Genomic DNA, 25,564 nt, shown 5'->3' with positions numbered 1-25,564 from the left:
TGATATCATATAGTTTACAACATGGAGTTAACTCCATGTCAAGAAACAATCGAATTTTATCAGTTTTTTAGTTGTCAAAGATAAGAAAATTAGTCAAAATAAAATTCATAATGGAAGAAAAAATATTTATGCAAAAACAGCAAATTCAAATGAATTTGCTGTTTTTGCATAAATGTTCAGTTGAAACGTTGTGTCATGACGTTTCTGAGACGATTTCAAAATGTTTTATGGGGAATTATTCATTAATAGCCCTTAAATCCGTGGCTTTTATTTAGTAATCTTAAGAATCCTCTTTTTTCTTATTTTGGATTTGATACTTGTTAATAGCATCTCGATGTTTTGGCTTTAAGCGTGTAGATGATTCGTGTATGATCTTGTATAACCAATCGACTTCACCGTCTTTTGCACTGATAATTGCGGATAAAGTTGGGCCTATTTGTTTATCAACCCACTGCTCAAAATCCTCAATTGTACGTTCTGTTGTTTCTTTCGTTAGTTTTAGTTTGCCCACATTATGCAGCAAGACTTCCCACCAAGCAGCTGTTTCCCAGGACCTTTTTCTTTCATTATCTGGATTTGGAATTAAAAATCGAATGTATTGATTTAAAACAGCTAAGGCAATTTGGCCAACACCATCCTCACTTTCCAAAAAAAATTTTGATAATAACTTGGCGCGATCTCGTCTAAAAACAATTTCTAGTCGAGTCCATTCGAGCTTTTCAAATTCGATTTCTACGCAATTTTTTGAAAATCTTTCATGGCCCTTATCATAAACTCTGCAAAAAATATCTGAGGACTGCTTACCTAAATAGAGAGTACGTCCTTTAAAATGATTATCACCTAGGCTGCGACTTAAAATGAGATCCCATGTTTTCCATTTTGAGGACACATTACCTGCTTCCAACTCTGTCCAAAAGCGTTCGAAATTGATAATTTCGTCTTTTTTGTCGTCAATGGCGAGATCAATGCGTGTAAATTTATTATCTTTTGCACCAACTAAAACTAAATAAAAAAGCTCTCGAAAATTACCTTTGTATTCAAAGGCTCGACAACCTCGACCTGTCATAATAATATGAATACCGTTTCGATCATTTTTTATTGCATTTCCTTCTACATCAGTATTATATAAAATAAAAACTAAACCATTAGCCCGTTTTAATTGAGCGTTGTATCCAAATCGACCTCTCGGAAGAGGCTCAAAGTCATCTTCCTTTAGCAATAAAATATTTGTAATAATGTTATTTAAAGACTCTTTAAATATTGAAAATTCTATCCAGTCAAAGTTAGCACTTAAAAAGTCAGTTAAACCCTTGTTGTGATTGAACTCTTGCACTATCCAACCTCCGTTAAAAATGATGTTCTCAGGACACTGCACCCCCCTATTACTGCACCCCCCTATTAGTATATGGGGGTGTGACCTGGTGAATTATTGTTAATGAACATCATTTTGTTATTTTTTTTGATTTTACCCAACCAACCAGACCCATCCATCATAGGTTTGACTAAAAAATACCCGTGTTTTATCGAGTACAATATCGCAATCCATAATTAAAGAGACTACGACGGGCGAAAATGGTTCTTGATAGAGTAATAATCTGATATCACTATCATTTTCTCGTATTTCTAACCCGTTGAAAAAAAAGGGCATATCAGTAACAATAAATTCTTCAACATCAGATAACGTATCTTCGTAATATTTTTGGACCCAGTTCATTGTGTTCACTCCTTTTTGATGGTTTAAGCGATTGTGCCATGGGAATTTATTGAACCGATTTCGATATAACCATAGCCATTTGTCCGTGGCTGGCAGGCCCACAGTTTCCCTTCAGTAATGATAATATTGTCGAATTTAATGACGTCTCCTTTGCGCATTTGAGCGATCAAACTTCCCTTTGAAGATGGTTTAGTCAATAACTTTACAGGTCCAGCGAGCGTATATTTTTTCAATTTTATTTTTCCTCCTAAATTTTGAATTTCAGTATTGCTACTATTACTTTTAAGTCGGTAGCAATAAAAATACATGCGTCCAGCGTTTAAAAAAATAATAGAGTAATCGTCAACGCTAATGCCGTTGCGACCCGCATTGCAATGGATCACATTTTTAGTATCAAGAAAAATACCTGTGTGGCCACCAGCATAAGCAGAGTGACCTTTTTTACCCCAAATAAAAATATCCCCTTTTTTTGGAACCCACTGACTATTCTCGACATGCAATTGATAGCCATTTTTCAGCAAATAGGCATGCAAAGTTTCTGTGCTAGGTGGATATTTTTCTGTAGATGCTCCTGCTTTGACGAGAGCGGCGTATAAAACACCGCTGCAATCGCCTGTACCATCAGTCCCAGTTCGGCTGCCATACATTGAATAGCTTATTTTTTTTGCTTTTAAACTTTCAAAGTGATCAATAATTTTAATAGGATTCATTTTATCTTTCCTTTCTTTTAATGTTTTATAAGACTACAAAAAAGTAATATAGAAAATATATAGCAAAAACGATTTGAGTATGCTAGCTCAAATCGTTTTTCTTATATTTTTCTACCTCGACTAAAAAGTCTCATTTTAGGTTTTAAATAACTGAAACCTTCACCCTCAACTTCATGGACATTAATCACAGAAACAAAAGCGGTCGAATCAACTTCTTTTACGATTCGTTTGACTTCTGAAATTTCTCTAGGTGTAATAACAATATAAATAATTTTTTTCTCGTCACTGGCAAAGCCACCTTCACCGTTTAAATATGTTAGTCCACGTTCTAACTCATCCATTAACAAGGGAGCAATTTCTGCACTTTTTTCTGAAATAATAACAATACCTTTAGCTGAGTAGCCGCCATCTAGAATCGAATCAATAATTCTAGAAAAGACATAGGAATAAATCATGGTGTACATCATTTGTTGTAGATTGATATAACTTAATGAAAGAATTAGAATTAGCACGTCAAAAATCAACAATGATCGTCCAACGGAAATTCCTAAATTTTTTTCAATGATTCGAGCAATGATGTCACTGCCTCCAGTCGTTCCACCGACTTTATAAACAATTCCACTACCAATTCCTGCAATTAGTCCACCCAATAAGGCGACAATTAGTAAATCTCCTTCAAGATCAATAATTAGTGGAAATTGTTGCCAAATCCAGAGCCAACTAGAAAGCCCAAGAGTTCCAATGATTGTATAATAAAGTGCTCGTCGTCCTAAAATTTTACCACCAAGTAAGATGAGAGGGATGTTCAACAATAATGTACTAATTGCTGGATCAATAGTTAACAGTGCCCGTAAAATTAAGGTAATTCCAGTAATACCACCTTCTGCTAAATCGTTGGGAATATTGAAGAATACGACGGCAAACCCATAAATTGCCGTTCCAATAATGATAAAAAGAATATCTCGTATTGTTTTTAGTGAAAAAATTTGTTTCATGTTGACCTCCTAATATTTTGCCTTACTCAATTTAGCATGGAAAACTACACATGACAATAGTTCTTTTCTATCATTTCACTTCTCAATTTGTTAATATAGAACAGTGAAGAAATTGAGAGGAGAATCATTTTGACAAATCAGCGATCATTAGCATCGATGCAAGAAGAAGTCGATGCATATATTCAACAATTTAAAGCGGGATACTTTGGTCCTTTGGCTCAAATGGCTCGCTTAACAGAAGAAGTAGGGGAATTGGCACGCGAGGTCAATCACTACTATGGTGAGAAACCGAAAAAAATGTCAGAAGAACAAAATACTGTAGCAGAAGAATTAGGAGATGTTTTGTTTGTAACGATGATTATGGCTAATTCTTTAGATATCGATCTAACGGAAGTTTTCGAAAAAAATATGGATAAATTCAATCATCGAGATCGTTATCGTTTTGAACGAAAAGACGGACAAACAGCAGAAGATTAACAAGGAAGTGACAGGATGAAATTGGAAAAGATTCCTCAAGAATATCAAACAGCGTTACCTATTTTAAAAAGAATTGAGGAGGCTGGCTACGAAGCTTATTTTGTAGGAGGAAGTGTTCGAGATACCTTATTGCATCAAGCCATTCATGACGTGGATATAGCAACGAGTGCCTTTCCTGCTGAAATCAAAGAAATTTTTCCACGAACGATTGATGTTGGGATTGAACACGGAACAGTTCTAGTTTTGGATGAGGAAGAACGTTATGAGATTACTACTTTTCGTACAGAATCTACTTATCAAGATTTTCGTCGTCCAGATCATGTCGAATTTGTTCGTTCGTTAGAAGAGGATTTAAAACGTCGAGACTTTACAATAAATGCCTTTGCTTTAAAAGAAAATGGGGAAATCATTGATTTATTTAATGGTTTAGCAGATTTAGAACATAAAATTTTACGAGCAGTGGGCAATCCTCACGAGCGTTTTCATGAGGATGCTTTACGAATGATGCGAGGGTTACGTTTTGTCAGTCAATTAGGTTTTGAGCTGGAATCAGAAACTTTTGAATCGATTCAAGAGAACAATGCATTATTAGAAAAAATTTCAGTAGAACGAATCACGATTGAGTTTGTTAAATTGTTATTAGGAAAATTTCGCAACCAAGGACTAGAGATGTTTATCGAAACTGGTTGTTATCGTTACTGCCCTAATTTAAACGAGCATAAAAATGGAATTGAAAGATTTATTAACTTAACAGACAAACAAATCTACAAAGAGATTCACGCATGGGTCTTGTTGATTGATAGCCTAGATTTGAAATCTATGGAAATTCGTCCATTTTTAAAAAGTTGGAAATGTTCGAATGAGTTAATTCGCACGGTACAATCTGTTTTTGAGGGATTACAAGCGAGAAAATCTGCTTTCTTTTCTTCTCGGGATTTATACAATTTAGGAGAAGATAATGCGTTGCTGGTAGAAGAGTTATTGCCATATTTTAATTTAAAAGCAAACTGTGAGAAAGTTAAGAAGGACTATCAAGCTTTGGCCATTCATTCTCTTCATGATTTAGCGATTGATGGTCATGACTTGATGCAATTTTTTGATAAAAACCCCGGTAAATGGTTGAAAGATGCTCTCTCAGCCTGTGAAAAAAAAGTGATTGATAGAGAAGTAGAGAATCAAAAAGAAACCTTATTAAGCTATGCAAAAAGTTTTTTAGCGCAGTAAATAACCAGAAGTAGAACTTGTTTTCACTGGAATAAGTTTTGCTTCTGTTTTTAGCTCTTTATTTACTAAGGACAATTGTTATGTTACACTGTATATGTATAAATTATCAAACATTGAAGTTAGGAGAGCGTATTATGGCTAGACAAATGAAAGCGTTAAAACTACTTTTCCGTAATGGGGAAACTTGGACGATTGATCGTCGTTACATTGGGGACTTATGGATTAAACAGATCACAACAAGTTTCGGTCGTATCAATGGTGGAGATTTTGTAGAAATTCATCCTTGCGAAGCATTTAAGATTGAAGTATTCCAAGAAGGCGATCATGTTGCAACACATGATATTAACTTAGGTGGTTTAGAGCTAGGAATGTTTGCACGTGCGTTAAAATATCAAGATATCGAGCGCATGGAAATTTTGTATCTACATGGAGCACCAGATTTGATTTACTTCCCTTATAAAGATAAAACAACTGATGGATTAGATAATGTTTATCAATCAACAAAAGTAAGTGAAAAAACAAAAAGTCTATACATTGTTATTGATCCTAGCAACTCAGTGGATACAATCTACGCTGAAAATTTTGAATAATTAGTTAAGGAACTGTGACTGCGACATAAATTGAAATATCCGAACAAGTTAGAATGAGTCCGACTCAAGCTTCCATCGTTCGGGTATTTTACTGTTTAAATATGTATGTCACATTGCCTTTTTTCTGAAAAAGGTGGAGGTAAAAAATGCCACAAAAGAAACCCAAATCAAATAACAAAGCCAAGACATTACTTTATACAATCGTCGCTTTAGTTGCTTTTACCGCAACAGCCGGTCAAGTAGACTTAACAAAAGTGGACTGGTCAGATCTAAGCACAATTGTAAATATGTTTGATTTAAATGGTAGCCAGTTTCTGGATTATGGACGTTTAGAGGAAATTCCAGAATATGATGGAGAACATGCGGTTGTCACGATTAATCATAATCAACCCAATTTTATTGAAGAAGAACTTTTATTAACTAATGCACCTTGGCAAAAGTTTAGTCCACTGGATCGTTTAAACCGTGTTGGACCTGCTGATGCTATGCTTCATCAAAATATGACACCTACTGTTGAACGAGAAGATATATCGAATGTTTATCCAACTGGTTGGAAGCAGAAGAAGCTAACTGATGGAAAATGGTTGTATAATCGCTCCCATTTGATTGCTTTTCGTTTGACTGGTGAAAATGATAATTGGCAGAATTTATTTACAGGAACACAACAAATGAATCAACGACCTATGAAAGAGTATGAAGATCAGGTTGCCAATTATTTGAGAAGTTCCTCCAATCATGTCCGCTATCGAGTCACGCCATATTTTCTAGGAGATGAATTAGTGCCAAGAGGCGTTCAAATTGAAGCTCAGAGTATAGAAAATAATGATCTTAGCTTCAATGTTTTTTTGTATAATATTCAGGATGGTTACTCGATTGACTACCTAACTGGAAATTCTGAAAAAACAAAATGAATAGAAATATCCAAGCTATCTAATTAGAACTTCTAGATTGTTTGGATATTTTTAATTTAAAAACTGTATGTTTATTTTCTTAAATCAAATTCTAAATCCGGATTCGTTGGTGAAAGGCGTAAAAGTAGAATTGAATTAGGCGGTGCTTCACCGATAATCTGTAATTCGATTGTTTCACCAGCTACCAAATTAGTGTTGGCCTCTTTGTCTGTTTCAATTGAAAGAAAATTGAAAGCAGTAAAAAGAGAATGGTTCGCTTCAGGTTCTTCATATTCAACAAGAAGAGGCTCGTCAGAATTGAAAGCAAGGCTTTCAGAACTGTGGTTAGTAACCACTAGGTCAAAGACAACCAGTTCTTTTCCAATGTCAGTAGGAACAATCTCACCTTCTTGCTGGGATACGTGGGCTTGTTTAACAATAACTTCAATATCGTCTGTTACTTGGGAAGAGCCTGTTGTAAATTGAGGGACGTTCTCAATGGTACTCTCAGAGCTAGCTTCATGATCATCAGTGTTTGTTTGTGTACTTGTGTTTTTAATTTCTTGATTCGTCTCATTTTTTTCTTGGTTGGTAAAAATAAAATAACCGATACTTCCTAATAAGATAAAACCAACTATCCAAAATTTAATATCTTGATAAAAAGGTCTTTTCATTTTCAGCCTCGTTTTTTGATGGAGAACCCTCAATAGTAAGTTGATTATATCATAGAGGTGAAAGAGCTTCCATTCTGATGTGGACGAAAAATAAAAAACGCTGAAGCTTGAAAATCAAGGGTCAGCGTTTGTTTATATGAATTATTTAGTTTCTCTATGCAAAGTAACTTTTCTTTCACGTGGGCAATATTTTTCTTTTTCCAAACGATCCGGAGTGTTACGTTTGCTCTTGCTTGTTAAGTAGTTACGTTCTTTACAAGAAGTGCATTCTAAAGTAATGTTTACGCGCATGTGTTTTCCCTCCCATACATCAAGAATCCTCTAAGACATATCTCAGACTAAAATATAATATCACGTTTGCAACTAGAAATCTAGCCTTTTTGACAATTTCGTTAAGTAATTTTACTTGACGAGATTTTATATACAGTTAAATCTATTAAAATGAAAACTTTGATTTTTTTAGTGAAAGCTTTTTCTTTGAAAATACTTTTTACCTAGAATTATAAATAATATTAATCTAAAAAACAGTTTGCAAAGTTGAAGATAGTCGAAGCAGTCATTCCATGTTAAAATAGATAGGTGAATTTAAAGCTTGAAAGCAAGTGAATCTTATTAGGAGGTTGAGGTCATGGATAAAACACAACTAAGAGAAATTGGCATTCAGCAATTAAAAAAAATAGCTTCAAATCCAAAGAAAAAAAAGCAAAAAGAGGAAATAATTTTACATCTATTTTTTGCTTCAAGATTATGGAAAGAGGCCAGTACAATCGGTCTAATCCGTTCGACAGAAATTGAATTTAATACACAACCGATTATAGAAAGAGCGTTGCAAGAAGGGAAAACCGTAGCAGTCCCTAAATCTTTATCGGGTGGACAATTAGCTTTTTATGCAGTCGATGACCGAACTGCTTACAGAACTTCCGACTTTGGTGTGGAGGAACCAGTTAGTAATGAATATCTTTCAAAAGAAGAAATCAATTTATTAGTAGTTCCTGGTTTGATTTTTTCTCATAAAGGTTATCGGATTGGTTATGGGGGAGGCTATTATGATCGTTATTTAGCCGATTTCGAAGGGAAAACCTGTAGCTTAGTCTTTTCAGAGCAGTTAAATAATGACTGGGATGCGCTTACCTTTGATCAACCAGTTGCACGAATTTATACAGATTATATGAAAGAGGTAGTCAGTCATGGATAGGAAGTTACAGCAAATAAAAAATACACCTTATTTTACGTATTTATTTTTGGCTATTCAAACCGCAGTGTTTATTTTAGCTTTTTTGTTTCCACGTTTACAATTAGAATTTAGAGGAGCAGTCTTTGGTCCATCAATCGCTTATTTTCAAGAATATTGGCGCTTTGTTACTCCTATTTTTATTCACTATGGATTGATGCATTTTGCGGTCAATTCGGTGGTGCTTTATTTTATGGGACAACAAGTGGAAAGTTTGTACGGACATTGGCGGTTCTTTATAATTTATATCTTTAGTGGAATAGCAGGCAATGTCTTGGGTTTTGCTTTTAATCCACCGATGGTTCAAGCAGCTGGAGCAAGTACTTCGTTATTTGGTTTGTTTGGTGCGTTTGTTATTCTTGGTATTTACTACAAAGATAATTATGCAATTCGCGGAATGGTTCGACAATTTACTTTATTTTTAGCAATGAATTTAATCTTTGGGTTTTTAGACCAGTCGGTTGATATTTTGGGCCATGTAGGTGGTTTAATCGGGGGTGTGCTTTTGGGAAATATTATGGGTTTACCGAAAAGTCTAAAAGATTATTCGATTCATATTCGAATTCTTTCTGGGATTATTTATATCGCTTTCATTATTTTCTGTTTGTTGTATGGATTTAGAAAATACAGTTCATTTTAAGGTTTTAAAAACAAACAAATACTTGTATAATGAATAGGAAGTGTCTTTAGTGGAAACTTTATATGATGTACAGCAGTTATTTAAACAATTTGGACTTTATATTTATGTGGGAAAACGAATTTACGATATTGAATTGATGTCAATTGAGCTAAAGAAACTTTTTGAAGCTGGGGTAATTGACCAAGAGACCTATTTGACAGCACGTCATATTTTAAATCGTGAACATCGCATTGAAGAAAACAGGGAGGATTTATAACATGAATGAGAAAAAAATTATTGGAATTGATTTAGGAGGAACAACTGTAAAATTTGCCATTTTGACTGAAGAGGGTGACATTCAACAAAAATGGAGTATCGAAACCAATATTTTAGATGAGGGTTCAAATATCGTTCCAGAAATTATTGAATCTATTAACCATCGCTTAGATTTGTATGACTTAAAAGCGGAAGACTTTATCGGAATTGGAATGGGAACACCAGGAAGTGTCGATATCAATCAGGGAACTGTAATTGGTGCGTATAATCTAAATTGGAAGACGCTTCAACCCGTTCGCGAATTGATTGAAGAAGGTACTGGAATTCGTTTTGCATTAGACAACGATGCCAATGTGGCAGCTTTAGGTGAGCGTTGGAAAGGTGCGGGAGAAAACGATCCGAACGTCGTCTTTATGACTTTAGGAACAGGTGTCGGTGGCGGCATTATCATGGAAGGTCATCTATTACACGGAGTAGCAGGATGCGCGGGAGAAATTGGTCACGTAACTGTGGACCCTCATGGCTTCGAATGTACTTGTGGTAAAGTTGGCTGTTTGGAAACAGTTGCTAGTGCAACAGGCGTTGTTCGTGTTGCTCGTCAGCTTTCTGAAGAATTTGCTGGTGAATCAGAACTGAAAAAACGTTTGGATGATGGGCAAGCTATTTCAAGTAAAGATGTCTTTGTTGCAGCTGAAAAGGATGATGTTTTTGCCTTGATGGTTGTAGATAAAGTTTGTTTCTATTTAGGTCTAGCCTGTGGTAATTTAGGGAACACTCTAAATCCATCAAGTATTGTTTTAGGTGGTGGTGTTTCTGCGGCAGGTGAATTCTTGCGTAGCCGAGTGGAAGAATACTTCCATCAATACACTTTCCCGCAAGTAAAAGAAAGTACAAAAATTAAATTGGCAGAATTAGGCAATGATGCAGGTGTTATTGGCGCTGCTTCATTGGCATTAAAATTTGCTTAATCGGTATATAGGAAGGTAGAAATAAAATGAACTTTTTAAGAGTTTTAACAATTACACTAATCGGTATCGCATTAGCTATCGGAGTTAACTGGCTGTATTACTATATTATGGGCAAACGTTCAGCTAAAATGCTAACACAAGAAGAATTTCGTGAAGGAATGAGAAAAGCACAAGTCGTTGATGTTCGTGAAAAAAATGAATTTGATGCAGGTCACATTCTAGGAGCTCGTAATATTCCTTACACAATGTTGGATAATTCATTAACAGCTATTCGTAAAGATAAACCTGTTTATTTATATGATGGTGTTCGTACATTAAGTGCAAGAGCGGCAAATAAGTTACGCAAAAAAGGATATACTGATATTTATATTCTAAAAGATGGTTATGACAGCTGGGAAGGCAAAACTAAGAAAAAATAAAAGAAAGGTGAACGACATAAAATCGTTCACCTTTCTTTTATTTATCTTGCGAAACTTTTACGATGCGCATGACGACGTTTTTCCTCAATCAACGCTTCTTTTTCTTCGATGGGATCAATGACTTGCTTTTTAATTGTTGCAAGCAAACCAATAGTTGCAGCTGTTGTAGCAAGTGATCCTACAACAAACCCTGTCATAAATTTTTTCATTGTTCCTTCACCTCGATTCCTTCATCTTACTTCTATTATGAAGGAATCGATGGAATTTGAAAAGAGATATACTAAATAAAAATATAATAAATAAATTGAAAATATTTAGTAAATATTATATAATAAATTTACCAAAAGTTTTTAGTAGAGAAAAATATGATGAAAAGAAATGAGGAAAAGGAAATGGAAGAGCTTCGGGAGGTTTTTACACAACAATTTGGAAATGAAAGAATGGGTGAATATTTTGCTCCAGGAAGAATCAATTTAATTGGGGAACATACTGACTATAATGGAGGCAATGTTTTTCCGGCAGCGATTACACTGGGAACCTATGGAGTAGCTGCGAAAAGAAAAGATGACAAGGTTCGTTTATATTCTGAGAATTTTCCTGAGAAAGGGATTATTGAATTTTCTTTAAATGATTTATCTTATGACAAGTCACATGATTGGGCAAACTACCCTAAAGGTGTATTGCTCTATTTACAGGAAGCGGGTCACACTATTGATACTGGATTTGAAGTTGTTTTTTATGGCAATATTCCAAATGGTGCAGGACTTTCTTCTTCTGCTTCGATTGAACTATTAACAGGTGTGATATTAGAAGATTTATTTGATTTAACTTTAGAGCGATTAGATTTAGTTAAGACAGGCAAAAAAGTAGAAAATGAATTCATCGGTGTTAATTCGGGAATTATGGACCAATTTGCGATTGGAATGGGACAAAAAGATCATGCGTTGTTGTTAGATACGAATACCTTAAAATACGAAGTGATTCCAGCAGCTTTTGGTGAATATGTTGTAGCAATTATGAATACCAACAAACGCCGAGAATTAGCAGATTCTAAATACAATGAGCGTCGTAGTGAATGTGAGGAAGCTTTGGCGCGCTTACAAACAACGTTAACTATTCAAGCTCTAGGTGAACTAGATGAAGCGACTTTTTATGAAAATACAAAGACCATTAAAGATGACATCTTGATTAAACGTGCTAAACATGCAGTCACTGAAAATCAACGAACTTTAAAAGCAAAAGCAGCTTTGGAAGCAGGGGATCTAACAACATTTGGTTTATTATTGAATGCCTCTCATGAATCGTTAAAAGAAGACTATGAAGTGACTGGAGTAGAATTAGATACATTAGTTGCAGCGGCTCAAAAACATCCGAGTGTTTTAGGAGCGAGAATGACTGGTGCAGGTTTTGGTGGATGTGCAATTGCCTTGGTTAAAGCAGACGACTGGACTGATTTTGTTGAAAAAGTTTCAGCTGAATATCTTGAAAAAATTGGCTATGCAACAGATATTTACCAAGCAAGTATTGATGATGGTGCTAGAAAGCTATAGAATAGAAGAGATAAACTAAATCAGAAAGAGATGATAATAAATGTCAATTTTAGTCTTAGGAGGAGCCGGGTATATCGGTTCTCATGCAGTAGATCAATTAATCAATCAAGGTAATGACGTGGTAGTAGTAGACAATTTACTAACAGGTCATCGTAATGCAATCCATAATGATGCTCGTTTTTATGAAGGAGATGTCCGAGATAAAGCATTTCTTCAAAGCGTTTTTGAAAAAGAAAAAATTGATGGCGTGATTCATTTTGCAGCTAGCTCTTTAGTTGGAGAATCAGTAGAGAAACCATTAAAATACTTCAATAATAATGTTTACGGCATGCAAATTTTATTAGAAGTGATGGAAGAATTTGATGTGAAACATATTGTCTTTTCTTCAACTGCAGCAACTTATGGTGAACCAGAAGTAAGTCCAATTACTGAAACGACACCAACAAATCCAAAAAATCCTTACGGCGAAAGTAAGCTAATGATGGAAAAAATGATGAAATGGTGTGACAATGCTTACGGCATGAAATTTGTTGCCCTACGTTATTTCAATGTAGCAGGTGCCAAAGCGGATAGTTCAATTGGTGAGGACCATGATCCAGAAACTCATTTGGTTCCAATCATCTTGCAAGTAGCTTTAGGTCAACGAAAAGAATTGGCTATTTTTGGTGATGACTATGATACACCAGATGGTACATGCATTCGTGACTATGTCCATGTAGAAGATTTAATTGCAGCACATATCTTAGCATTAGAATATTTAAAAGCAGGAAATGAAAGCAATATCTTTAACTTAGGAAGTAACAACGGATACTCTGTAAAAGAAATGTTAGAAGCCGCTCGTGAAGTCACTCAAAAAGAGATTCCTGCTAAGGTTGCCCCTAGAAGAGCTGGAGATCCAGGTACTTTAGTTGCTTCAAGTGAAAAAGCGAAATCAGTTTTAGGCTGGGAACCTGAGTATACAGATGTGAAAAAAATTATTGAAACAGCTTGGAATTGGCATGTTAGCCATCCAACTGGATATGAAGACTAGAATAAATTTTACCAATGTAAAAATGTGGTGAATGGATAAGGAGTAGACATATGTTGAGTCAAACAATTACTGATTTTGTGACCCTAGCAATCGAAGCTGGGGGCTGGATGGAAATGGATCGGCTGTATTTACAAAATCGTGTATTAGCAATGATTGGTGAAAATCAATTTGAAAAAAGTGAGATTCGTAAAGTCAGCCAGTCTTCAACGACGCTATTAGATGAATTAATAGCTGTGGCGAAACGAAATGAACTAATTGATGAAACTCTTTCAGCAACAGAAATTTTGGAAGGAGAGTTAATGGATTTATTAACACCTCCTCCTTCAGTAACAAATGCTTTTTTTGCACAACACTATGCGAAAGATCCACAAGATGCGACGGATTATTTTTTCAAACTTTGTAAAAATAATGATTATATTAAAACCAGAGCGATTGCCAAGAATATTTATTTTCCTGTTGAGACAAAATATGGTCAGCTAGAAATTACAATTAATTTGTCGAAACCTGAAAAAGATCCCAAACAAATTGCTGCTGAACGAAATGCATCAAGTTCTTCTTATCCAAAATGTTTACTTTGTATGGAAAATGAAGGCTATCGTGGTCGCGTGAACCATCCTGCGAGAACAAACCATCGCATTATTCGCATGAATATCGATGGGGAAGCTTGGGGTTTTCAATATTCTCCCTATGCTTATTACAATGAACATTGTATCGTGTTGTCAGGAGAGCATCGTCCGATGTCCATTAATCAAGATACGTTTGAACGATTAACTAGAATTGTTGAAATTTTACCCCATTATTTAGTAGGTTCTAATGCGGATTTACCAATTGTTGGTGGTTCTATCTTGTCTCACGATCACTATCAAGGTGGAAAACATGATTTTGCCATGGCTAAAGCTCCGATTAATCGAAGCGTTGATTTACAAGACTATTCTGAAGTCCAAGTAGGTATTGTTCAATGGCCAATGTCTGTCATTCGTTTGCAATCTAAAAATCGTGAAGCTTTGGTAAGCTTAGCAGAACATATTCGAGTAAAATGGACAGAGTTTTCAGCTCCAGAATTGTCGATTGTTGCTAAGTCAGAAGATGGGACTCCCCATCATACCGTCACACCAATTGCTCGTCAAAAAGCAGGGATGTTTGAATTGGATTTAGTTTTGCGAGATAATAATATTTCAGAAGAACATCCCGATGGTATTTTCCATCCTCATCAAGATGTCCATCATATCAAGAAAGAAAATATTGGATTGATTGAAGTGATGGGATTAGCGATTCTTCCTCCACGTTTAGAGCAAGAACTTGCAGAAATTGAAGCATTCTTGTTGGATCAAGAGGCGACTGTGGCAGAGCACCATCGTCCTTGGGTTGAGCGTATGAAAAATAATTATCAATTTTCAGCTGAAAATGTAAAAGGTATTCTTGAAAAAGAAATCGGAAAAATTTTTGTACGAGTATTAGAAGACGCAGGAGTCTTTAAGCATGATGCGGCTGGACAGGAAGCTTTTGACCAATTTATGGCTACCTTATAAGTAAAAAGGAGGAGAAACAATGGCAACAATTAAAGATATTGCGGATCAAGCTGGTGTTTCTCCGGCAACAGTTTCTCGTGTGCTGAATTATGATTCAGAGCTTTCTGTCAGTCAAGATACTAAGCAAAAAATCTTTGAGGTGGCAGAAGCATTAAATTATACGAAGCATCGCAAGAAAAAAAGAGAACAAATGGTTTTGCGGTTGGTTCAATGGTATAACACAGAAGAAGAACTGGAAGATTTATATTATTTGGCGATTCGTTTGGGAATTGAAAAAAAAGCGGAAGAACTAAATATTCGTTTGATAAAAGAATCATTAAATGAGTTATCAGATACACTAACTGCAGGAACGATTGCTTTAGGAAAATTTGACCCTCAACAAATTCGTCAACTAGAAAATTTAGAAGGTAAGCTACTTTTTGTGGATAATTATGGCATTATTCAAGGTCATGATTCTATCATTGTTGATTTTAACCAATCTGTAGAACTTGTAATTGACCATTTCATTAAAGAAAAACACCAAGAGATAGCCATTCTTTCCGGAATCGAATATACCAAAGACAGCAAGTTTGAGATAGAAGATCCTCGCTGGCTATTCTTTCGTGATAAGCTCACACGTCTAAAGCTTTATCGAGAAGAATATCATTTGAAAGGACCCTTTACGGTTGACGGTGGTTATCAAGCTATGAAGGTATTTTTAGATCAAAGTCAAGAGCGTCCAACTGCTTTGTTTGCTTCAAGTGATGCTTTAGCCATTGGAGCAATGCGTGCGATTCATGATGCAGGCTTAAGAATCCCAGAAGATATTTCTATCATTGGCTTTAACGACGTGAGTGTGGCTAAATATGTCAGTCCTGAACTATCTACAATCCGTGTTTACACAGAATGGATGGGAGAACTGTCTGTAACGACTTTATTAGATTTAATTAGTGAAGAAGTACCTATCTCAAAACGTCAGGTTGTAGGAACGGAATTAATTTTACGCCAATCTACTGTAATCAAGAGCAGAGAAGTCGAGTAATCGGCTTCTTTTTAATTTTCTAGGTAACTTTGTTGATTCTGAAAGTTTTCCTACGAAGAACGGTTAAATTTATGGTAAAATATGAAAGAACTTGTAAAGGTAGGGAAAAAGAATGAACGTATTGGCGATGGATACATCGAATCAAACGATGGCTGTAGCAGTCATTCAAGAAAAGAAAATGCTAGGTCAAATCCAGACAACGGTTAATAAAAATCATAGTAAAAGTTTGATGCCGGCAATTGAAACATTGATGAAAGAAATTTCAATAAATCCACAAGAATTAAATCGAATTGTGGTAGCGGAAGGTCCAGGATCTTATACCGGATTACGGATTGGTGTGACTACAGCAAAAACGTTGGCAGACACATTGAATTTAGATTTGGTGGGCATTTCCAGTTTGAAAGTTATTGCTGCAAACTGTATTGACAGAGCAGAGTTGATTGTGCCGATTTTTGATGCTCGCAGAAAAAATGTTTATGCTGGGGGATATCAATGGCGAGATGGTCAATTGACGCAAGTGATGGAGGACCAACACATCTCATTGTCAGAGTTACTGATCAAACTAAAAGACAAACAAGTATATTTCGTAGGAGCAGATGTTCAAAACTTCACTGAGGAAATACAAAATGAATTACCTCAAGCTATCATCAATCAGCAAATTATTTGGAATTATCCAAATGGAGTCACGTTGGCAGAGTTAGGGCTGGCAGCAACTCCTACAGATATTCATACTTTTTTACCTCGATATTTAAAACGAGTAGAAGCAGAAGAGAAATGGCTAGAAACCCACGAATTGGGAGAAGAAAGTTATGTTGAAAAAATTTAAAACCTATCTGCCTTTTTATCGCAATAATCGCAATAATTATCATGAAAAATACGTAACGATAGGTGAAGAAAGTTATTTTGTTCGTCAAATGCTGACAAGCGATATTAAAGAATTGATATCGGTTGAACGAATAGTATATAAAGGAAGTATTCCCTGGACCAAAAGTGCGTTTATTTCTGAACTATATTCTAAGTATACTCATCAATATTTATGTATTTTATTTGAAGATCAGATTATTGGTTTTATTGGAATCCGTTTGAAATTGGGCGATGGTCACATTACAAATGTAGCAACTTTACCTGAGTATCAAGGGAGAGGAATTGGTTCTTTTTTAATCAAAGAGGTTGAGAAATTTGCTAAAAAGAATCGCTGTAAATCATTATCTTTAGAGGTGCGTATTAGTAATCGAGATGCGCAGAGATTATATCGTCAATTAGGCTTTGAATCTCGTCGTATTTTGCCAGCTTATTATAATGAAGGTAATGAAGACGCAGTAGATATGGTGAAATATTTAAAATGACAGAATTAAAGAGTAAACATTTTTTTGATGTTAAGCTATTAGCCAAAAACTTATATCAAATTGCGAATCGAAGCTACCAACATGGATCTCCTTGGAGTGAAGAGCAATTTTTGGAAGATATTAGAAATAAACAAAGTGAATACTTACTTTTGCAAGAGACCGAGATTCTTGGGTTTCTGGGTTATCATCAATTTCTAGATGAAATGGAAATTTTTAACTTGGTCATTGATCGATCCCAGACGAAAAAGGGATATGGATCTCAGTTATTAAAAGAGTTGGTCAAACTTGCTCAAGAAGAACAGATTGCCCAAATTTTATTAGAAGTCAGAGTTTCTAATTTATCTGCCCAAAATTTATATCTGAGCAATGGTTTTGAAGTTGTTGCAAGAAGAAAAGATTATTATCAGCAACCAATTGAAGATGCACTGATTATGATAAAGAAAGTGAGGCCAACACAGGTCAAATGAATGAATTAATTTTAGCTATTGAAAGCAGTTGTGATGAAACCAGTGTGGCTGTGATTCGAAATGGTGAAGAAATTTTAAGTAACATTGTTGCATCACAAATTAAGAGCCACCAACGATTTGGTGGAGTAGTTCCTGAGGTGGCGAGTCGTCATCATGTGGAACAAATTACTTTATGTATTGAAGAGGCTTTAGAGGAAGCGAAAGTAACAGTGGCTGACTTAGCAGCTGTTGCGGTAACTCAAGGTCCAGGATTAGTCGGCTCTTTGTTGATTGGTATTTCCGCAGCCAAAGCTTTTGCATGGGCTCATGCTTTGCCATTAGTTCCAGTAAATCATATGGCGGGACATATTTATGCCGCTAGACTAGAGCAGCCTTTAATTTTTCCACTGATGGCTTTGTTAGTTAGCGGAGGGCATACGGAATTAGTTTTGATGGAAGAGGATGGTCAGTTTGAAATCATCGGAGAAACTCGAGATGATGCGGCAGGAGAGGCATATGATAAGGTAGGTCGAGTGTTAGGGTTACCTTATCCAAGTGGGAAAGAGATTGATCGTTTAGCCCATATTGGTGAAGACACCTATAAGTTTCCTAGAGCGATGATTCATGAAGATAATTTTGATTTTAGTTTTAGTGGATTGAAGAGTTCCTTTATTAATCTTGTCCATAATGCAGAGCAAAGAGGGGAAGAGCTTTCCACTGAAAATTTGGCTGCTAGTTTTCAAGCTAGTGTAGTCGATGTTTTAGTTAGTAAAACGATTCGAGTTTGCCAAAAGTATCCAGTGAAGCAATTGATTGTTGCTGGAGGAGTGGCAGCTAATCAAGGATTGCGTGAATCTTTGAGTGAGGCAGTGGCAAAAGAATTACCAGATGTAACTCTGATTGTACCGCCTTTGCGTTTATGTGGGGATAATGCAGCCATGATTGGAGCCGCAGCGCATGTTGAACTGGCTAAAGGTCGCTTAGCAGATATGTCATTAAATGCGATTCCAAGCTTAGCATTTCAAAGGAAAGAATAAAAAATGATTCCTATGCCGATTGAGGTGTAGGATTTTTTATTTTTTTTAATTTAAAAAATATTAGAAAATAAACAAACGGAAAAATTCTTTCGACTTAGGCAAAAAATTGACGCAACAACATTAGGAAAGAACCAAAAGGGAATTATCTGGGATATTGTACTGAAAGTTTCAAAGTATGATAGTAGTAATGGTAAACATCAAAAAACATTGGATAACTATCAGTAAATATGGTAGGTTATAGATAATATTTATAAAAGATAGACTTCTATAAAATATAATAAATTTTATTGAGGGAATTAGGAGGACCAATAGATGAGGATTCAACAGCTTGAATATTTAGAAAAAATTGTGGCTTTTGGTTCGATGAATGAAGCGGCAAAAGCTTTGTATATGACTCAGCCTAGTTTATCTAGTGCGATTAAAGAATTAGAAAATGAAATGAATATTCAAATTTTAGTTCGGAGTAAGACGGGGGTTCGTTTAACGGAAGAAGGACGAGAGTTTATGTCCTATGCTCAACAAGTAATGGATCAGGTTCAACTATTAGAAGAAAAGTACAAAGATACACGACCAAGAAAGCAAACTTTTTCGGTTTCTGCTCAACATTATGCTTTTGTTGTCCATGCGTTTGTCGAATTAATAAATAGTTTGGACGTGGAAGAGTATCAGTTTAAATTACGAGAAACAGAGACGGAGAATATTCTAGAAGACCTCAGCCATTTTAAAAGTGAGTTAGGTATTCTTTATTTAAATGACTTCAATAAAAAAGTCATGACGAAATTATTTAAAGAAAGAGAGCTCGTGTTTCAACCTTTATTTCATGCTAAACCACATGTTTTTGTCAGCAACACTTCACCACTGGGGCAAAAAGAATTAGTTGAATTAGAGGATTTGGAAGATTATCCTTATCTATCTTATGAACAAGGAGAACGAAATTCATTTTATTTTGCGGAAGAGATTCTTAGTACCTTAGAACATCGGAAAGACATAAAAGTTAGTGATCGAGCGACTATTTTCAATTTGATGGTAGGAGTGAATGGCTATACAATTAGTTCTGGTGTTTTAAGTAAAAAATTAAACGATGATAAGATTATTGCCGTGCCATTAAATGTGCCAGATCAAATGACAATTGGCTATTTAAAGCATAAACAGAAAGAATTATCACAGATTGCTCAACAATATTTACAGATGCTAGAAGATCACATTCAAGGCTATGGTTTTGATATTTTATAAATTTCATTTGCTATTCATACGCTTTTGTTGTATTTTTATTCAAAAGGAGATGGTTATATGCAAAGTTATTTATTTCCAAATTATGCTAGAAAACCCTTTGAAATATCATCAGGGAAAGAATGTTATGTAACTGATTCTAATGGAAAGACTTACTTAGACTTTACTAGTGGAATTGGTGTAATGAACTTAGGATATAGTCAAACTAGCTTAGATGAAGTTTTAGTCAATCAAGCGGAAAAAATCTGGCATTCACCTAATTTATATTTGAGTGACTTGCAAGAAAAATTAGCAGAGAAATTAAGTTATGCTGATGAGTATTTGGGGTTCTTTTGTAATTCTGGGGCAGAGGCAAATGAAGCTGCCATTAAATTGGCTAGAAAAGCAACTGGTAAATCAAAAATTATTTCTTTTAAAAATTCTTTTCATGGACGGACATATGGCTCCATGTCAGCTACTGGTCAGGAGGAAGTTCATCAAGGATTTGCTCCTTTGGTTCCGGATTTTGGTTATCTTACTTACAATGATTCTCAAATTAAAGAGGCCATCACTGATCAAACTGCTGCCGTTATCTTGGAATTAGTACAAGGTGAGGGAGGCGTTACCGTAGCTAAGAAAGATTGGATAGCAGAGCTTGTTAAGCTTTGTAATGAATTAGACGTGTTGATTATTGTTGATGAAGTACAGACAGGTATTGGGAGAACGGGAACTTTATATGCTTTTGAGCAGTTTGACTTTGAACCAGATATTTTCACACTGGCTAAAGGATTAGGCAATGGTTTTCCAATTGGCGCAATGTTTGGAAAAAAAGAACTAGCGGCTTCTTTTGGACCAGGTAGCCACGGTTCAACGTTTGGTGGCAATAAGTTGGCGATGGCTGTGGGGAATCAAGTGTTAGATTTAATTTCCCCTATCTTAAATACAATTTCAGCTAAATCAGAATTACTTTTTAAAGAGTTAAACAAAATCCAATCTGATAAGATTGTAGAAATACGTGGTTTGGGTTTAATGGTGGGAATTGAACTAAAAGCAGATGTTCCTGTTGCCGACATTTTGACTAAATTAGAACAAAAAGGACTATTGGCATTAAAGGCTGGATCGAATACATTAAGATTGTTACCACCTTTAGTTATTTCTGAAGAGGAAATAATAGTAGGAACCAATAAAATTGCTGAAGTGTTAACTAAATAAGAGATTGAATTATCCAGACTATTGATATTAAATAGTCTGGATTTTTTATATTTATTCATCAAATCAGTTGTAAAATACATATATTTACATAAAAATGTCGTTTTTTTAATAAAAAACCATTGACCTTTTTAAAAATTCCCTCTATAATTTTAATTAATTTCAAGAAGAGGTGAAGTGAATGAAAGCTGCGATTGTTGGTGTAACAGGATATACAGGTATAGAGTTAATTCGATTGATTCACTTGCATCCCCAATTATCCATTGGGACACTGCATAGTCATTCAATGCATAAAAAATCAATTTCTGATGTTTTTCCTCATCTTGATCAATTTAGTGAACAAGAAGTTGGTCCTTTTGATGCTGAAATAATTATGGCGAAAAATGATTTGGTCTTCTTCGCGACACCCTCAGGAATTTGTAAAGACTTGGTTGAAGTATTTGTTGAAAATAATTTCCCTGTAATTGATTTATCAGGAGACTTACGCTTAAAGGAAACGCAAGACTATCAAAGCTGGTATCATAAAACACCTGTTGCTAAGTCGATAGTTGATAAAGCTTTATATGCTTTACCTGAAATCACCCAAGTTCAAGGAAATCTATTATCTAATCCTGGATGTTATGCCACAGCGGCAATTCTTTCTTTAGCACCTTTAGTAGCTAATAAGCTGATTGAATTAGATTCCATTATTTTGGATGGTAAGTCAGGTTTATCTGGTGCAGGAAAACAGCTATCAGATAGTACCCATTATGTTTCAGCAGCTGAAAATATGACGATGTATAAATTAAATCAACATCAGCATATTCCTGAAATTCTACAATCCTTACAAGAGATGGATAAAGCACTTGAAACGATTCAATTTACCACAAGTTTAATTCCCGTGAAACGAGGAATTTTCATGACTTTATATGTGAAAATCAAAGAAGATATTTCTTGGTCAGAAATTCAAACAGCTTATCAACAAGCTTATGATGATCGACCATTTGTTCGATTACAACCATCAAATTCTTTACCTGAATTAAGACAAGTGTTGGGAACCAATTTTTGCGACATTGGTTTTGGTTTAAATGAAAAAAATCGTGTATTGACCGTGGTCTCGGTAATTGACAATTTAGTCAAGGGAGCTGCTGGTCAAGCTATTCAGAATTTTAATTTATGGGCAGGCTTAGACGAAACAACTGGTTTAATGCAAGCTCCAATTTTTCCATAAGAGTAGGAGTAGTGAGATGAAAAGAGTCGAAGGTAACATAGCTAGCCCTAAAGGATTTTTCGCTAATGGTATTCATAGTGGCTTAAAAAGAAAAAAATTAGATCTTGGCTGGATTTATTCCGAAGTGCCTGCCAGTGTTGCAGGAGTATTTACCACCAATCAGATACAAGCAGCTCCTCTCAAAATTACAAAAGAAGTTGTACTTGGAGAAAAAATCAAGGGCGTAATCGTCAATTCTGGCAATGCCAATGCTTGTACGGGAGAACAAGGATTAGCCAATGCCCAAGAGATGCAAAAACATGTTGCTGACATATGGGAAGTAGAAAAAGAATTGGTCGCAGTGGCTTCTACTGGAATCATTGGCAAACAATTACCAATGCCGACGATTGAAGAAGGAATTAAGACCTTGCAAAAAAGTTCAGATATAGATCCCAGTTATTTTCATAAAGCCATTTTAACAACCGATACCGTTGAAAAAGTCATAACAGTTGAAACGGAAATTGAAGAGAAAACAATCACTATTTCTGCCTGTGGTAAAGGTTCAGGAATGATTCATCCTAATATGGCTACTATGCTAGGCTTTATTACAACAGATGCTGCTATCACTTCCAGTATTCTCCAAAAGTGTCTGAGTGAATTGACAGAAATTACTTTTAATCAAATCACAGTAGATGGCGATACTTCTACCAATGATATGGTTTTGGTTATGGCAAATGGATTAGCTGACAATCCAGAAATTGTCGAAGAGGGAAGTAATTATCAGCAATTTAAAGCAGCTTTTCATTTTGTGTTAACGGAATTGGCTAAAATGATTGCCCGTGATGGAGAAGGTGCCACGAAATTAATTGAAGTCGATGTTATCCAAGCACGAAATGCTCTAGAGGCTCGAATGATTGCCAAGTCAATCGTGGGATCAATGCTTGTCAAATCTGCTATTTTTGGAAAAGATCCCAACTGGGGACGAATTTTATGTGCGGTTGGTTATAGTGGCGTTCCCTTTGATTCAGGCACAATCAAAATTCAATTGGCAGATACTCTGGTTTTTGATGGAGAACCAATTGCTTTTGATCACGAGAAAATCGTCAAAGAGTTAGAAGATCCTGAAATAAAAATAATTGTTAGTTTAGGTTTAGGAAATGAAATGGGACAAGCGTGGGGATGCGATTTAACTTACGATTATGTCAAAATTAATGCGTTATATCATACTTGATTGAATGACAGATGTGAAAAAGGAGTAAATACAATGAAAACAATAGTCGTAAAAATGGGAGGCGTTGCCTCAGATAACTTAAATGAAGAATTTTTTGAACAAATCACCACTTGGAAAGCCAATGGATACCATGTAATTGTGGTCCATGGTGGGGGACATTATATTTCAAAAATGATGGAAACTTTAAATTTGCCTGTAAAAGTGAAAAATGGTTTGCGCGTGACATCTAGTCAAGGATTAGAGGTTACTCGAATGGTTTTATTAGGGCAAGTCCAACCAATGATTACGACTTGTTTTCAACAAGCTGGTTTTCATGCTCTTGGAATGAACGCAGGCTGTGATCAATTGATTGTTGGGAAATTAAAGGATGAACTTAATCTTGGATTGGTTGGCGAGGTAACAGATATTAATGCCGAATTATTAAATATGCTGTTGACTAAAAATCACATTCCCATCGTTGCTCCTTTGGGAATTACACAAGATGGGCAGTGGTTAAATATTAATGCGGATGAAGTAGCTTGCAAGATTGCAGCCAGTGTACAAGCAGAAAAACTATTTCTATTAACAGATGTTCCAGGCATCAAAAATAAATCAATGCTGTTAAAAGAAGTTTCTTTTTCAGAAATTGATGATTTAAAAGATAAAAAAGTTGTGACAGGCGGCATGATTCCTAAATTGGAAAGTGCTCAAAAAGCATTAATCGCAGGAGTGAAATCCGTTATTATTAGTAATTCAATCGACAAAGAAGGCACGGAAATTAAATTTTCGGCAGCTGTTTAGAAGGAGGAATCATATGGATTTTCAAGGTAAAAGTTTTTTAGCTGAAAAAGATTTTAACCAACAAGAATTACAATATTTAATTGATCTATCTCAACATTTGAAAAAATTAAAAAAACAAGGCATACCTCATCATTACTTAGAAGGAAAAAATATTGCATTATTATTTGAAAAAACTTCGACAAGAACCAGAGCCGCTTTTACCGTTGCTACGGTTGATTTAGGCGCACACCCAGAATTTTTAGGAGCGAATGACATTCAACTTGGCACCAAAGAATCGGTGGAAGATACAGCCAAAGTTTTAGGAAGTATGTTTGATGGCATCGAATACCGTGGTTCTAGTCAAGAGATTGTGGAATTATTAGCAGAGCATTCTGGAGTTCCTGTGTGGAATGGTCTAACCGATGACTGGCATCCTACACAAATGATTGCCGATTTTTTGACGATTCAAGAAAATCTTGGAGATCTTAAAAAGGTTAAGTTAGCTTATTGTGGGGATGGTCGAAACAATGTTGCCAACTCCTTGTTAATTACAGGAGCTATTTTAGGAACGGATGTACGAATTGTTGCTCCTAAAGAACTTCATCCAGATGAAGAACTTGTCGCGTTAGCCAAAAAATACGGTCAAGAATCTGGAGCAGAAATCTTAATTACAGACGATGTAGAAAAAGGTGTACTCCATGCAGATGTTCTTTATACAGATGTCTGGGTTTCAATGGGAGAAGAAGAGAAATTTGCTGAACGGATTGAGCAATTATTACCTTATCAAATTAATCAGCAAATAGTTGATCTGACTCAAAATGAAAAAGTCATATTTTTACATTGTTTGCCAGCATTTCATGATACGGAAACTAGTTATGGTTTAGAAATAGCTAAAAAGTATGACATAGAAGCAATGGAAGTAACAGATGAAGTGTTCCGCAGTAGCTATGCTAAACAATTTGATCAAGCAGAAAATCGGATGCACTCAATTAAGGCAATTATGGCAGCCACTTTGGGACATTTATTTATTCCAAATTAGAAAGCGATGTGTAGCGTAGCGATTTAGTTGGAAGATCGTTACCCTTCACAGTTATCTTTCTAATCTATTCGCTACACTACAGAACGAAGTCTGCTTTTGTCGACCGTGGGACCAACTGGAGCCAGTAGTCTCCAGTCTGCCAAGCTTCAAACTGTAACTAATCGCTACGATAAGTTACAGTA

Annotated in this window: 30 protein-coding genes; 23 read left to right on the top strand and 7 right to left on the bottom strand. The window is 35.5% G+C overall.

The window, feature by feature from the left end; all coding sequences use genetic code 11:
* Positions 1-280 precede the first annotated feature (280 nt).
* The 4 genes from AC4BBX_RS04085 to AC4BBX_RS04070 all read right to left on the bottom strand — a co-directional run bounded on the left by AC4BBX_RS04085 (position 281) and on the right by AC4BBX_RS04070 (position 3,419).
* The gene (locus tag AC4BBX_RS04085) at positions 281-1,333 is read right to left on the bottom strand and encodes a replication initiation factor domain-containing protein (protein ID WP_490455194.1); all 1,053 of its coding nucleotides are present in this window, start codon (positions 1,331-1,333) and stop codon (positions 281-283) included.
* Positions 1,334-1,465: 132 nt separating this feature from the next.
* Positions 1,466-1,714, bottom strand: coding sequence for a hypothetical protein (locus AC4BBX_RS04080; protein ID WP_490455193.1), 249 nt, complete (start codon positions 1,712-1,714; stop codon positions 1,466-1,468).
* Positions 1,715-1,737: 23 nt separating this feature from the next.
* A complete protein-coding gene (locus tag AC4BBX_RS04075; protein ID WP_490455192.1) occupies positions 1,738-2,424 on the bottom strand; it encodes a peptidoglycan amidohydrolase family protein in 687 nt (228 codons plus the stop codon).
* Positions 2,425-2,525: 101 nt separating this feature from the next.
* Positions 2,526-3,419, bottom strand: coding sequence for a YitT family protein (locus tag AC4BBX_RS04070; RefSeq protein WP_490455191.1), 894 nt, complete (start codon positions 3,417-3,419; stop codon positions 2,526-2,528).
* A 129-nt stretch (positions 3,420-3,548) separates the two neighbouring features.
* Between AC4BBX_RS04070 and AC4BBX_RS04065 the strand changes: the two genes are divergently transcribed.
* From AC4BBX_RS04065 to AC4BBX_RS04050, 4 genes are all read left to right on the top strand, one after another.
* Positions 3,549-3,896: a nucleotide pyrophosphohydrolase gene (locus AC4BBX_RS04065; protein ID WP_490455190.1), complete on the top strand. Its 348-nt coding sequence runs from the start codon at positions 3,549-3,551 to the stop codon at positions 3,894-3,896.
* Between the two features lie 15 nt (positions 3,897-3,911).
* Positions 3,912-5,120, top strand: a complete 1,209-nt coding sequence (locus AC4BBX_RS04060; protein ID WP_490455189.1) for a CCA tRNA nucleotidyltransferase — start codon at positions 3,912-3,914, stop codon at positions 5,118-5,120.
* A 134-nt stretch (positions 5,121-5,254) separates the two neighbouring features.
* Positions 5,255-5,710 (top strand): hypothetical protein, encoded by a 456-nt coding sequence (locus AC4BBX_RS04055; protein WP_490455188.1) that lies wholly within the window; start codon positions 5,255-5,257, stop codon positions 5,708-5,710.
* A 146-nt stretch (positions 5,711-5,856) separates the two neighbouring features.
* Complete coding sequence (locus AC4BBX_RS04050) at positions 5,857-6,621, top strand: DNA/RNA non-specific endonuclease (RefSeq protein ID WP_490455187.1); 765 nt, start codon at positions 5,857-5,859, stop codon at positions 6,619-6,621.
* Between the two features lie 71 nt (positions 6,622-6,692).
* On the opposite strand, the gene AC4BBX_RS04045 is transcribed toward AC4BBX_RS04050, so the two are convergent.
* Positions 6,693-7,274: a hypothetical protein gene (locus tag AC4BBX_RS04045; protein ID WP_490455186.1), complete on the bottom strand. Its 582-nt coding sequence runs from the start codon at positions 7,272-7,274 to the stop codon at positions 6,693-6,695.
* Between the two features lie 141 nt (positions 7,275-7,415).
* Positions 7,416-7,565 (bottom strand): 50S ribosomal protein L33, encoded by a 150-nt coding sequence (gene rpmG, locus AC4BBX_RS04040; RefSeq protein WP_490455185.1) that lies wholly within the window; start codon positions 7,563-7,565, stop codon positions 7,416-7,418.
* 337 nt (positions 7,566-7,902) lie between these two features.
* Here rpmG and AC4BBX_RS04035 point away from each other — a divergent pair, with 337 nt between their 5' ends.
* The 5 genes from AC4BBX_RS04035 to AC4BBX_RS04015 are packed head-to-tail and all read left to right on the top strand — an operon-like array spanning position 7,903 to position 10,787.
* The gene (locus tag AC4BBX_RS04035) at positions 7,903-8,469 is read left to right on the top strand and encodes a 5-formyltetrahydrofolate cyclo-ligase (protein ID WP_490455184.1); all 567 of its coding nucleotides are present in this window, start codon (positions 7,903-7,905) and stop codon (positions 8,467-8,469) included.
* Positions 8,462-9,145: a rhomboid family intramembrane serine protease gene (locus AC4BBX_RS04030; RefSeq protein WP_490455183.1), complete on the top strand. Its 684-nt coding sequence runs from the start codon at positions 8,462-8,464 to the stop codon at positions 9,143-9,145. Before AC4BBX_RS04035 ends, AC4BBX_RS04030 begins: the two co-directional genes overlap by 8 nt.
* Before the next feature lie 49 nt (positions 9,146-9,194).
* A complete protein-coding gene (locus AC4BBX_RS04025) occupies positions 9,195-9,401 on the top strand; it encodes a YqgQ family protein (protein ID WP_490455182.1) in 207 nt (68 codons plus the stop codon).
* Between the two features lies 1 nt (position 9,402).
* Complete coding sequence (locus tag AC4BBX_RS04020; protein ID WP_490455181.1) at positions 9,403-10,368, top strand: ROK family glucokinase; 966 nt, start codon at positions 9,403-9,405, stop codon at positions 10,366-10,368.
* A gap of 26 nt (positions 10,369-10,394) precedes the next feature.
* Positions 10,395-10,787 carry a rhodanese-like domain-containing protein gene (locus AC4BBX_RS04015; RefSeq protein WP_490455180.1) on the top strand — a complete coding sequence of 131 codons (393 nt, stop codon included), beginning with the start codon at positions 10,395-10,397 and terminating at the stop codon, positions 10,785-10,787.
* 41 nt (positions 10,788-10,828) lie between these two features.
* Here the strand turns inward: AC4BBX_RS04015 and AC4BBX_RS04010 are convergent, their stop codons facing one another.
* Entirely contained in the window at positions 10,829-10,996 is a 168-nt protein-coding gene (locus AC4BBX_RS04010; RefSeq protein WP_490455179.1) for a DUF3042 family protein, read from the bottom strand.
* A 183-nt stretch (positions 10,997-11,179) separates the two neighbouring features.
* Here AC4BBX_RS04010 and AC4BBX_RS04005 point away from each other — a divergent pair, with 183 nt between their 5' ends.
* From AC4BBX_RS04005 to argF, 14 genes are all read left to right on the top strand, one after another.
* Positions 11,180-12,337 carry a galactokinase gene (locus tag AC4BBX_RS04005; RefSeq protein WP_490455178.1) on the top strand — a complete coding sequence of 386 codons (1,158 nt, stop codon included), beginning with the start codon at positions 11,180-11,182 and terminating at the stop codon, positions 12,335-12,337.
* 40 nt (positions 12,338-12,377) lie between these two features.
* Positions 12,378-13,367 (top strand): UDP-glucose 4-epimerase GalE, encoded by a 990-nt coding sequence (gene galE, locus AC4BBX_RS04000; protein WP_490455177.1) that lies wholly within the window; start codon positions 12,378-12,380, stop codon positions 13,365-13,367.
* A 50-nt stretch (positions 13,368-13,417) separates the two neighbouring features.
* Positions 13,418-14,896, top strand: coding sequence for a UDP-glucose--hexose-1-phosphate uridylyltransferase (gene galT / locus AC4BBX_RS03995; RefSeq protein ID WP_490455176.1), 1,479 nt, complete (start codon positions 13,418-13,420; stop codon positions 14,894-14,896).
* A gap of 19 nt (positions 14,897-14,915) precedes the next feature.
* A complete protein-coding gene (locus tag AC4BBX_RS03990; RefSeq protein WP_490455175.1) occupies positions 14,916-15,917 on the top strand; it encodes a LacI family DNA-binding transcriptional regulator in 1,002 nt (333 codons plus the stop codon).
* Between the two features lie 112 nt (positions 15,918-16,029).
* Positions 16,030-16,743, top strand: a complete 714-nt coding sequence (gene tsaB, locus AC4BBX_RS03985) for a tRNA (adenosine(37)-N6)-threonylcarbamoyltransferase complex dimerization subunit type 1 TsaB (protein WP_490455174.1) — start codon at positions 16,030-16,032, stop codon at positions 16,741-16,743.
* The gene (gene rimI, locus AC4BBX_RS03980) at positions 16,727-17,263 is read left to right on the top strand and encodes a ribosomal protein S18-alanine N-acetyltransferase (protein WP_490455173.1); all 537 of its coding nucleotides are present in this window, start codon (positions 16,727-16,729) and stop codon (positions 17,261-17,263) included. The genes tsaB and rimI (AC4BBX_RS03980) overlap by 17 nt, the downstream gene beginning before the upstream one ends.
* Positions 17,260-17,730, top strand: coding sequence for a ribosomal protein S18-alanine N-acetyltransferase (gene rimI / locus AC4BBX_RS03975; protein WP_490455172.1), 471 nt, complete (start codon positions 17,260-17,262; stop codon positions 17,728-17,730). Before rimI (AC4BBX_RS03980) ends, rimI (AC4BBX_RS03975) begins: the two co-directional genes overlap by 4 nt.
* Positions 17,727-18,746 carry a tRNA (adenosine(37)-N6)-threonylcarbamoyltransferase complex transferase subunit TsaD gene (tsaD, locus tag AC4BBX_RS03970; protein WP_490455171.1) on the top strand — a complete coding sequence of 340 codons (1,020 nt, stop codon included), beginning with the start codon at positions 17,727-17,729 and terminating at the stop codon, positions 18,744-18,746. Before rimI (AC4BBX_RS03975) ends, tsaD begins: the two co-directional genes overlap by 4 nt.
* 312 nt (positions 18,747-19,058) lie before the next feature.
* Entirely contained in the window at positions 19,059-19,979 is a 921-nt protein-coding gene (locus tag AC4BBX_RS03965) for a LysR family transcriptional regulator (protein ID WP_490455170.1), read from the top strand.
* 57 nt (positions 19,980-20,036) lie between these two features.
* On the top strand, positions 20,037-21,167 hold the full coding sequence (gene argD / locus AC4BBX_RS03960) for an acetylornithine transaminase (RefSeq protein ID WP_490455169.1): 1,131 nt from the start codon (positions 20,037-20,039) through the stop codon (positions 21,165-21,167).
* Between the two features lie 178 nt (positions 21,168-21,345).
* Positions 21,346-22,374: an N-acetyl-gamma-glutamyl-phosphate reductase gene (gene argC / locus AC4BBX_RS03955; protein WP_490455168.1), complete on the top strand. Its 1,029-nt coding sequence runs from the start codon at positions 21,346-21,348 to the stop codon at positions 22,372-22,374.
* 16 nt (positions 22,375-22,390) lie between these two features.
* Entirely contained in the window at positions 22,391-23,584 is a 1,194-nt protein-coding gene (argJ, locus tag AC4BBX_RS03950; protein ID WP_490455167.1) for a bifunctional ornithine acetyltransferase/N-acetylglutamate synthase, read from the top strand.
* A 33-nt stretch (positions 23,585-23,617) separates the two neighbouring features.
* Entirely contained in the window at positions 23,618-24,364 is a 747-nt protein-coding gene (gene argB / locus AC4BBX_RS03945; protein WP_490455166.1) for an acetylglutamate kinase, read from the top strand.
* A gap of 13 nt (positions 24,365-24,377) precedes the next feature.
* Positions 24,378-25,382, top strand: a complete 1,005-nt coding sequence (gene argF, locus AC4BBX_RS03940; protein WP_490455165.1) for an ornithine carbamoyltransferase — start codon at positions 24,378-24,380, stop codon at positions 25,380-25,382.
* Positions 25,383-25,564: the final 182 nt, after the last annotated feature.

The sequence above is a fragment of the Enterococcus sp. AMC1157 genome, assembly GCF_058216555.1.
Note: the sequence above shows the minus strand (reverse complement) of the source record. Positions and strands in the feature narration are given on the sequence as shown.

What these genes read in the sequence shown, in the direction of transcription:
- AC4BBX_RS04080 (WP_490455193.1), bottom strand. Translation starts at nt 1,714, where the DNA reads ATGAACTGGGTCCAAAAATATTACGAAGATACGTTATCTGATGTTGAA.
- AC4BBX_RS04075 (WP_490455192.1), bottom strand. Translation starts at nt 2,424, where the DNA reads ATGAATCCTATTAAAATTATTGATCACTTTGAAAGTTTAAAAGCAAAA.
- AC4BBX_RS04070 (WP_490455191.1), bottom strand. Translation starts at nt 3,419, where the DNA reads ATGAAACAAATTTTTTCACTAAAAACAATACGAGATATTCTTTTTATC.
- AC4BBX_RS04060 (WP_490455189.1), top strand. Translation starts at nt 3,912, where the DNA reads ATGAAATTGGAAAAGATTCCTCAAGAATATCAAACAGCGTTACCTATT.
- AC4BBX_RS04055 (WP_490455188.1), top strand. Translation starts at nt 5,255, where the DNA reads ATGGCTAGACAAATGAAAGCGTTAAAACTACTTTTCCGTAATGGGGAA.
- AC4BBX_RS04050 (WP_490455187.1), top strand. Translation starts at nt 5,857, where the DNA reads ATGCCACAAAAGAAACCCAAATCAAATAACAAAGCCAAGACATTACTT.
- AC4BBX_RS04045 (WP_490455186.1), bottom strand. Translation starts at nt 7,274, where the DNA reads ATGAAAAGACCTTTTTATCAAGATATTAAATTTTGGATAGTTGGTTTT.
- rpmG (WP_490455185.1), bottom strand. Translation starts at nt 7,565, where the DNA reads ATGCGCGTAAACATTACTTTAGAATGCACTTCTTGTAAAGAACGTAAC.
- AC4BBX_RS04035 (WP_490455184.1), top strand. Translation starts at nt 7,903, where the DNA reads ATGGATAAAACACAACTAAGAGAAATTGGCATTCAGCAATTAAAAAAA.
- AC4BBX_RS04030 (WP_490455183.1), top strand. Translation starts at nt 8,462, where the DNA reads ATGGATAGGAAGTTACAGCAAATAAAAAATACACCTTATTTTACGTAT.
- AC4BBX_RS04020 (WP_490455181.1), top strand. Translation starts at nt 9,403, where the DNA reads ATGAATGAGAAAAAAATTATTGGAATTGATTTAGGAGGAACAACTGTA.
- AC4BBX_RS04015 (WP_490455180.1), top strand. Translation starts at nt 10,395, where the DNA reads ATGAACTTTTTAAGAGTTTTAACAATTACACTAATCGGTATCGCATTA.
- AC4BBX_RS04010 (WP_490455179.1), bottom strand. Translation starts at nt 10,996, where the DNA reads ATGAAAAAATTTATGACAGGGTTTGTTGTAGGATCACTTGCTACAACA.
- AC4BBX_RS04005 (WP_490455178.1), top strand. Translation starts at nt 11,180, where the DNA reads ATGGAAGAGCTTCGGGAGGTTTTTACACAACAATTTGGAAATGAAAGA.
- galE (WP_490455177.1), top strand. Translation starts at nt 12,378, where the DNA reads ATGTCAATTTTAGTCTTAGGAGGAGCCGGGTATATCGGTTCTCATGCA.
- galT (WP_490455176.1), top strand. Translation starts at nt 13,418, where the DNA reads ATGTTGAGTCAAACAATTACTGATTTTGTGACCCTAGCAATCGAAGCT.
- AC4BBX_RS03990 (WP_490455175.1), top strand. Translation starts at nt 14,916, where the DNA reads ATGGCAACAATTAAAGATATTGCGGATCAAGCTGGTGTTTCTCCGGCA.
- tsaB (WP_490455174.1), top strand. Translation starts at nt 16,030, where the DNA reads ATGAACGTATTGGCGATGGATACATCGAATCAAACGATGGCTGTAGCA.
- rimI (WP_490455173.1), top strand. Translation starts at nt 16,727, where the DNA reads ATGTTGAAAAAATTTAAAACCTATCTGCCTTTTTATCGCAATAATCGC.
- rimI (WP_490455172.1), top strand. Translation starts at nt 17,260, where the DNA reads ATGACAGAATTAAAGAGTAAACATTTTTTTGATGTTAAGCTATTAGCC.
- tsaD (WP_490455171.1), top strand. Translation starts at nt 17,727, where the DNA reads ATGAATGAATTAATTTTAGCTATTGAAAGCAGTTGTGATGAAACCAGT.
- AC4BBX_RS03965 (WP_490455170.1), top strand. Translation starts at nt 19,059, where the DNA reads ATGAGGATTCAACAGCTTGAATATTTAGAAAAAATTGTGGCTTTTGGT.
- argD (WP_490455169.1), top strand. Translation starts at nt 20,037, where the DNA reads ATGCAAAGTTATTTATTTCCAAATTATGCTAGAAAACCCTTTGAAATA.
- argC (WP_490455168.1), top strand. Translation starts at nt 21,346, where the DNA reads ATGAAAGCTGCGATTGTTGGTGTAACAGGATATACAGGTATAGAGTTA.
- argJ (WP_490455167.1), top strand. Translation starts at nt 22,391, where the DNA reads ATGAAAAGAGTCGAAGGTAACATAGCTAGCCCTAAAGGATTTTTCGCT.
- argB (WP_490455166.1), top strand. Translation starts at nt 23,618, where the DNA reads ATGAAAACAATAGTCGTAAAAATGGGAGGCGTTGCCTCAGATAACTTA.
- argF (WP_490455165.1), top strand. Translation starts at nt 24,378, where the DNA reads ATGGATTTTCAAGGTAAAAGTTTTTTAGCTGAAAAAGATTTTAACCAA.